The organism is Parapedobacter soli, from assembly GCF_025460835.1.
Lineage (GTDB): Bacteria > Bacteroidota > Bacteroidia > Sphingobacteriales > Sphingobacteriaceae > Parapedobacter > Parapedobacter soli.
Genome location: NZ_JAMXAY010000098.1, coordinates 1 through 6148, shown reverse-complemented (window position 1 = coordinate 6148; position 6148 = coordinate 1). Strand labels below are relative to the sequence as shown.

The 6148-nt window shown below is 56.1% G+C and carries 1 protein-coding gene; it reads left to right on the top strand.

Features of this window, described 5'->3' with window-relative positions; genetic code table 11:
- The first annotated feature begins 28 nt into the window (after window positions 1-28).
- On the top strand, window positions 29-6040 hold the full coding sequence (locus NGM62_RS21290) for a DUF7507 domain-containing protein (protein ID WP_262250329.1): 6012 nt from the start codon (window positions 29-31) through the stop codon (window positions 6038-6040).
- Window positions 6041-6148 lie beyond the last annotated feature (108 nt).

Here is a 6148-nt window from a genome sequence, read left to right as displayed (position 1 = left end):
GATCACGCAGCCTGAGAAAGATGCGGGCGTGGTAGAGAACGCTGCCACGGTTACGGGCACACCACCGTTCGATCCTGCCGATCCGGATGAACCCGGCCAGCCGATCGCGCCTGTTCCGTCGACTCCTGATCCGGACAACCCGGGCACGCCTGGCGACCCGGGTATACCCACGGAGGTTGACGTTCCAGCGAATCCATCGCTATCCTTTGCCAAGACGGGTGTACTGTCTGCCGACGGCAACACGATCGAGTATACGTTCACGGTGACCAATACGGGCAATGTGACGCTGACGGATATCGAGGCAAGCGACGTTAAGCTTCCCGGCGGTACCGTCGATAACAGTACCGGTACCTGGCCTGTGGCCGAAGGCGTATTGGCTCCGGGCGAGTCTGTGGAGCTGCATGCCACGTACACGATCACGCAGCCTGAGAAAGATGCGGGCGTGGTAGAGAACGCTGCCACGGTGACGGGCACACCACCGTTTGACCCTGCCGATCCGGATGAGCCCGGCCAGCCGATCGCGCCTGTTCCGTCGACTCCTGATCCGGACAACCCGGGCACGCCTGGCGACCCGGGTATACCCACGGAGGTTGACGTTCCAGCGAATCCATCGCTATCCTTTGCCAAGACGGGTGTACTGTCTGCCGACGGCAACACCATCGAGTATACGTTCACGGTGACCAACACGGGCAACGTGACGCTGACGGATATCGAGGCAAGTGACGTTAAGCTTCCCGGCGGCACCGTTGATAACAGTACCGGTACCTGGCCTTCGAGTGAAGGCGTATTGGCTCCGGGCGAGTCTGTGGAGCTGCATGCCACGTACACGATCACGCAACCTGAGAAAGATGCGGGCGTGGTAGAGAACGCTGCGACGGTGACGGGCACGCCTCCGTTCGATCCTGCCGATCCGGATGAGCCCGGCCAGCCGATCGCGCCTGTTCCGTCGACTCCTGATCCGGACAACCCGGGCACGCCTGGCGACCCGGGTATACCCACGGAGGTTGACGTTCCAGCCAACCCATCGCTTTCGCTGGTAAAAACCGGCATACTGTCTGCTGATGGCCACACAGTTGAATACACGTTTACAATAACCAATACGGGTAATGTCACGATCGACAACGTCGAGGTGAACGACCCGAAGATAGCCGATGCGATAACCTTGGCTACAACTACGCTTACCCCTGGCATGAGCACAACGGGTACGGCGAGCTATACGGTAACGCAGATAGAGAAGAATCTGGGCATGGTTGAGAACATTGCGGAAGCCTCAGGTACGCCCCCTAGTAGCACCGAGTCGATTCCGCCCGTGGAATCCGTTCCGGGCGACCCAAACAACCCATCTGAGCCCCTTGACCCGGCCGATACGCCCGGCACGCCCACGGAAGTAGAGGTTCCGGCAAATCCGGCGCTCTCCTTGTTGAAGCGCATTACTAGCGAAGCACCTTATGCAGTCGGCGATTACATTGATTTTGAGATCATCGTCCGTAACGTGGGCAACGTGACGTTGACGGATGTAACGGTCACCGACGACAATGCGGAGATCGTATCCGGCTCGCCAATAGCGAGCCTAGTCCCGAATGGCGTGGCTACGGTCGTTGCCCGCCATCAAGTGACGCAGTCGGACATGGACGCGGGCACGGTGGTTAACCAAGCGAAGGTAACGGGCAATGACCCTGAGGGTAACCCGATACCGGAAGTGCCCTCGGACAACCCGGATACGCCGCAGCCGAACGACCCGACAGTAGTCGAGCTAGTGCAGAAGCCCGCTTTGTCGCTCACGAAACGGGCGACTGACGAGGGGCCTTATGCAGTCGGCGATTACATTGATTTTGAGATCATCGTCCGTAACGTGGGCAACGTGACGTTGACGGATGTAACGGTCACCGACGACAATGCGGAAATCGTATCCGGCTCGCCAATAGCGAGCCTAGTCCCGAATGGCGTGGCCACGGTCATCGCACGCCACCAGGTGACGCAGCAGGACATGGACGCGGGTGTTGTGGTGAATCAAGCCAAGGTAACGGGCAATGACCCTGAGGGTAACCCGATACCGGAAGTGCCCTCGAACAACCCGGATACGCCGCAGCCGAACGACCCGACGGTGGTGGAGTTGACGCAAAAGCCGGGTCTATCGCTGACCAAGCGCTTAACCGGAGAAGGCCCATACATAGTCGGCCAATACATCAATTTTGAAATCATCGTTACCAACACGGGCAACGTGACGTTGACGGAGGTAACGGTAACGGATGACAACGCGGAGATTACAGCAGGTACGCCGATTGCTAAGCTATTGCCAGGAGCAAGCGCCACGGTTACTGCACGCCATCAAGTGACGCAGTCTGACATCGACGCGGGCACGGTGGTGAACCAGGCCAAGGTAACAGGCGACGATCCTGATGGTAACCCGATACCGGAAGTGCCCTCGGACAACCCGGATACGCCGCAGCCGAACGACCCGACGGTGGTGGAGTTGACGCAGAAGCCGGGTTTATCGCTCAGTAAGCGCGCGATGGGCGAAGGGCCTTACACGTTAGGCCAGTATCTCCATTTTGAAATCATCGTTACCAACACGGGCAACGTGACGTTGACGGAGGTAACGGTAACGGATGACAACGCGGAGATTACAGCAGGTACGCCGATTGCTAAGCTATTGCCAGGAGCAAGCGCCACGGTTACTGCACGCCATCAAGTGACGCAGTCGGACATCGATGCGGGCACGGTGGTTAACCAAGCGAAGGTAACAGGCGACGATCCAGACGGTAACCCGATACCGGAAGTGCCCTCGGACAACCCGGATACGCCGCAGCCGAACGACCCGACGGTGGTGGAGTTGACGCAGAAGCCGGGTTTATCGCTCAGTAAGCGCGCGATGGGCGAAGGGCCTTACACGTTAGGCCAGTATCTCCATTTTGAAATCATCGTTACCAACACGGGCAACGTGACGTTGACGGAGGTAACGGTAACGGATGACAACGCGGAGATTACAGCAGGTACGCCGATTGCTAAGCTATTGCCAGGAGCAAGCGCCACGGTTACTGCACGCCATCAAGTGACGCAGTCGGACATCGATGCGGGCACGGTGGTTAACCAAGCGNGCGAAGGGCCTTACACGTTAGGCCAGTATCTCCATTTTGAAATCATCGTTACCAACACGGGCAACGTGACGTTGACGGAGGTAACGGTAACGGATGACAACGCGGAGATTACAGCAGGTACGCCGATTGCTAAGCTATTGCCAGGAGCAAGCGCCACGGTTACTGCACGCCATCAAGTGACGCAGTCTGACATCGACGCGGGCACGGTGGTGAACCAGGCCAAGGTAACAGGCGACGATCCTGATGGTAACCCGATACCGGAAGTGCCCTCGGACAACCCGGATACGCCGCAGCCGAACGACCCGACGGTGGTGGAGTTGACGCAAAAGCCGGGCTTATCGCTGACCAAGCGCTTAGCCGGAGAAGGCCCATACACAGTCGGCCAATACATCAACTTTGAAATCATCGTTACCAACACGGGCAACGTGACCTTGACTGATGTAACGGTCACCGACGACAATGCGGAGATCGTATCCGGCTCGCCGATTGCTAAGCTATTGCCAGGAGCAAGCGCCACGGTCATCGCCCGCCACCAGGTGACGCAGTCTGACATCGACGCGGGCACGGTGGTTAACCAAGCCAAGGTAACAGGCGACGATCCAGACGGTAACCCGATACCGGAAGTGCCTTCTGACAACCCCGATACACCGCAGCCGAACGATCCGACGGTGGTTGAGCTCGCACAGAAGCCAGCATTGTCGCTTACCAAACATGCAACAGGTGAAGGTCCGTATGGAGTCGGTGACTATATCAATTATGAAATCACGGTCCGCAACACGGGCAACGTGACACTGACGAACGTGGTAGTAATTGACGATAATGCAGAAATTGTTGGGGGCTCACCGATAGCGCGCCTGAGACCTAATGCTTCGACCACGGTAATCGCCCGCCATCAGGTGACACAAGCCGACGTTGATGCAGGTGTTGTGGTGAACCAAGCCAAGGTAACCGGTGAGGACCCGACGGGCAACACTATACCGGAAGTCCCATCGGACAACCCCGACACGCCGCAGCCAAACGATCCTACTGTAGTGGAGCTGGTGCAACGCCCGGCATTGTCGATGACCAAGCGTGCAACGGGCGAAGGTCCTTATGTGGTTGGCGCCTATATCAATTACGAGCTTGTAATCCACAACACGGGTAACGTGACATTGACGGATGTGGTGGTTACCGACGATAATGCGGAAATTATATCCGGTTCGCCGATGGCCCGCTTGGCGCCGAATGCCAAGGCAATAGTTATTGCCCGCCATCGGATTACCCAAGCCGATATTGATGCGGGTATGGTTGTAAACCAGGCAAGAGTAACGGGTAATGATCCCGACGGGAATACGATACCCGAGGTGCCATCTGATAATCCGGGTACGCCTGAATCCAACGATCCGACAGTGGTATACATGGATAGCAAACCGGCGCTGTCGCTGACGAAAGGGGTAACCAGTGAAGGGCCGTATGACGTGGGTGACGAAATTAAATACTTCGACATCGTCGTAACCAACACGGGTAACGTAACCCTGACCAATGTCGTGATTACCGATGATAACGCTGAGATTATTTCCGGCTCGCCTGTCGCCCAACTCAAACCGGGCGAATCGGTCACGGCAATGGCCCGCCACGTGGTTACTCAGGCTGATGTGGACGCCGGCGAGGTCATCAACCAAGCCCACGTATCGGGCGATGAACCGGGAGGAAACCGCACACCGGAGTTTTTGTCAGACGACCCGAATACGCCGGAGCCCGGCGATAAAACCATTACACCGATTGCGCAGACACCTGCTATACGCATCAACAAAGTTGCCAATAGGCAGCAGGTCGAAAGGGTGGGTGATCGTATTGTTTATCAGTTGCAGGTTACCAACGTGGGCAACGTGACGCTTTATAACGTGGAGATAACCGATCCGTTGACCGGCTTTGTGCAGAAAATTGCACGAGTGAGACCCGGCGCGGCCCAAGCACACACATTCCAGACAATTTATGTCACAACGGCTGCCGATTTGGTGGCTGGCGGGGTTGTTAATACGGCGACAGTGACAGCCCAAGGGCCCGGTGGCGAAGAAGTAACGCACACCGCAACCGCCGAAGTGGAGGCGTATTACAACGAAATCGAAATAGAAGACGATGATTTCGGCCCTGTGAACGGCAGGACCGGAGGCGCTACGGGTAATGTCTTCACCAATGATAAAGTAAACGGCGAGCCGATCGTACCCGAAGAGGTGACTCTCACAAGGATGCCATCAGATGGTCCTTCACCGTTGGTGTTGGAAGAGGATGGAACGGTGACCGTATTGCCGAATACGCCGGCTGGCACATATACGTTTGACTATCAAGTATGCGATATCGTTAATCCGAATAACTGTGAGGTGGCTACTGTAACCGTGGTGGTTGCACCGTCCGAAATATTGGCGGTTGAAGATCGGGTGACCGGTGTGAACGGATATGACGGAACATCGGATGTAATCAATGTGTTTGACAACGATCAACTCAGCGGGGCGCCGGTGGTGCCCGACGAAGTGACGCTTACATTGGTAAACGGCGATCCGGCTTTAAGGCTCGATCCGGGAGGCTCTGTCGATGTGGTACCCGGTACACGGGGCGGTACATACACGCTGGAGTATCAAATCTGCGAAAAGCTGAACCCCGATAATTGTTCGATAGCAACGGTAACGGTAGTTGTAGTGAACCCGCTTAAAATACCGAACGTGTTCACACCGAACGGTGACGGCAAAAACGATAACTTTGAGATCATCGGTATCGAAGGGTTTGATCGCGTGGAGATTACGGTGGTGAACCGTTGGGGTAACGAGGTGTACCGCAATGATAACTACCGGAACAATTGGAATGGACAAGGCCTCACGGAAGGCACTTACTACTACTTGATAACTACCCACGTGGGTAACTCAAGGGAAGTGCATAAAGGTTGGGTATTGATAAAACGTCTGTAAATGAAAAGCCAGATAAAATTAATGACAGTGCTGGCACTTCTTGCCATAGTAAAGGAAGGAGTAGCCCAGCAGAACATCCAGTTCACGCAATACATTTTCAACTCGATG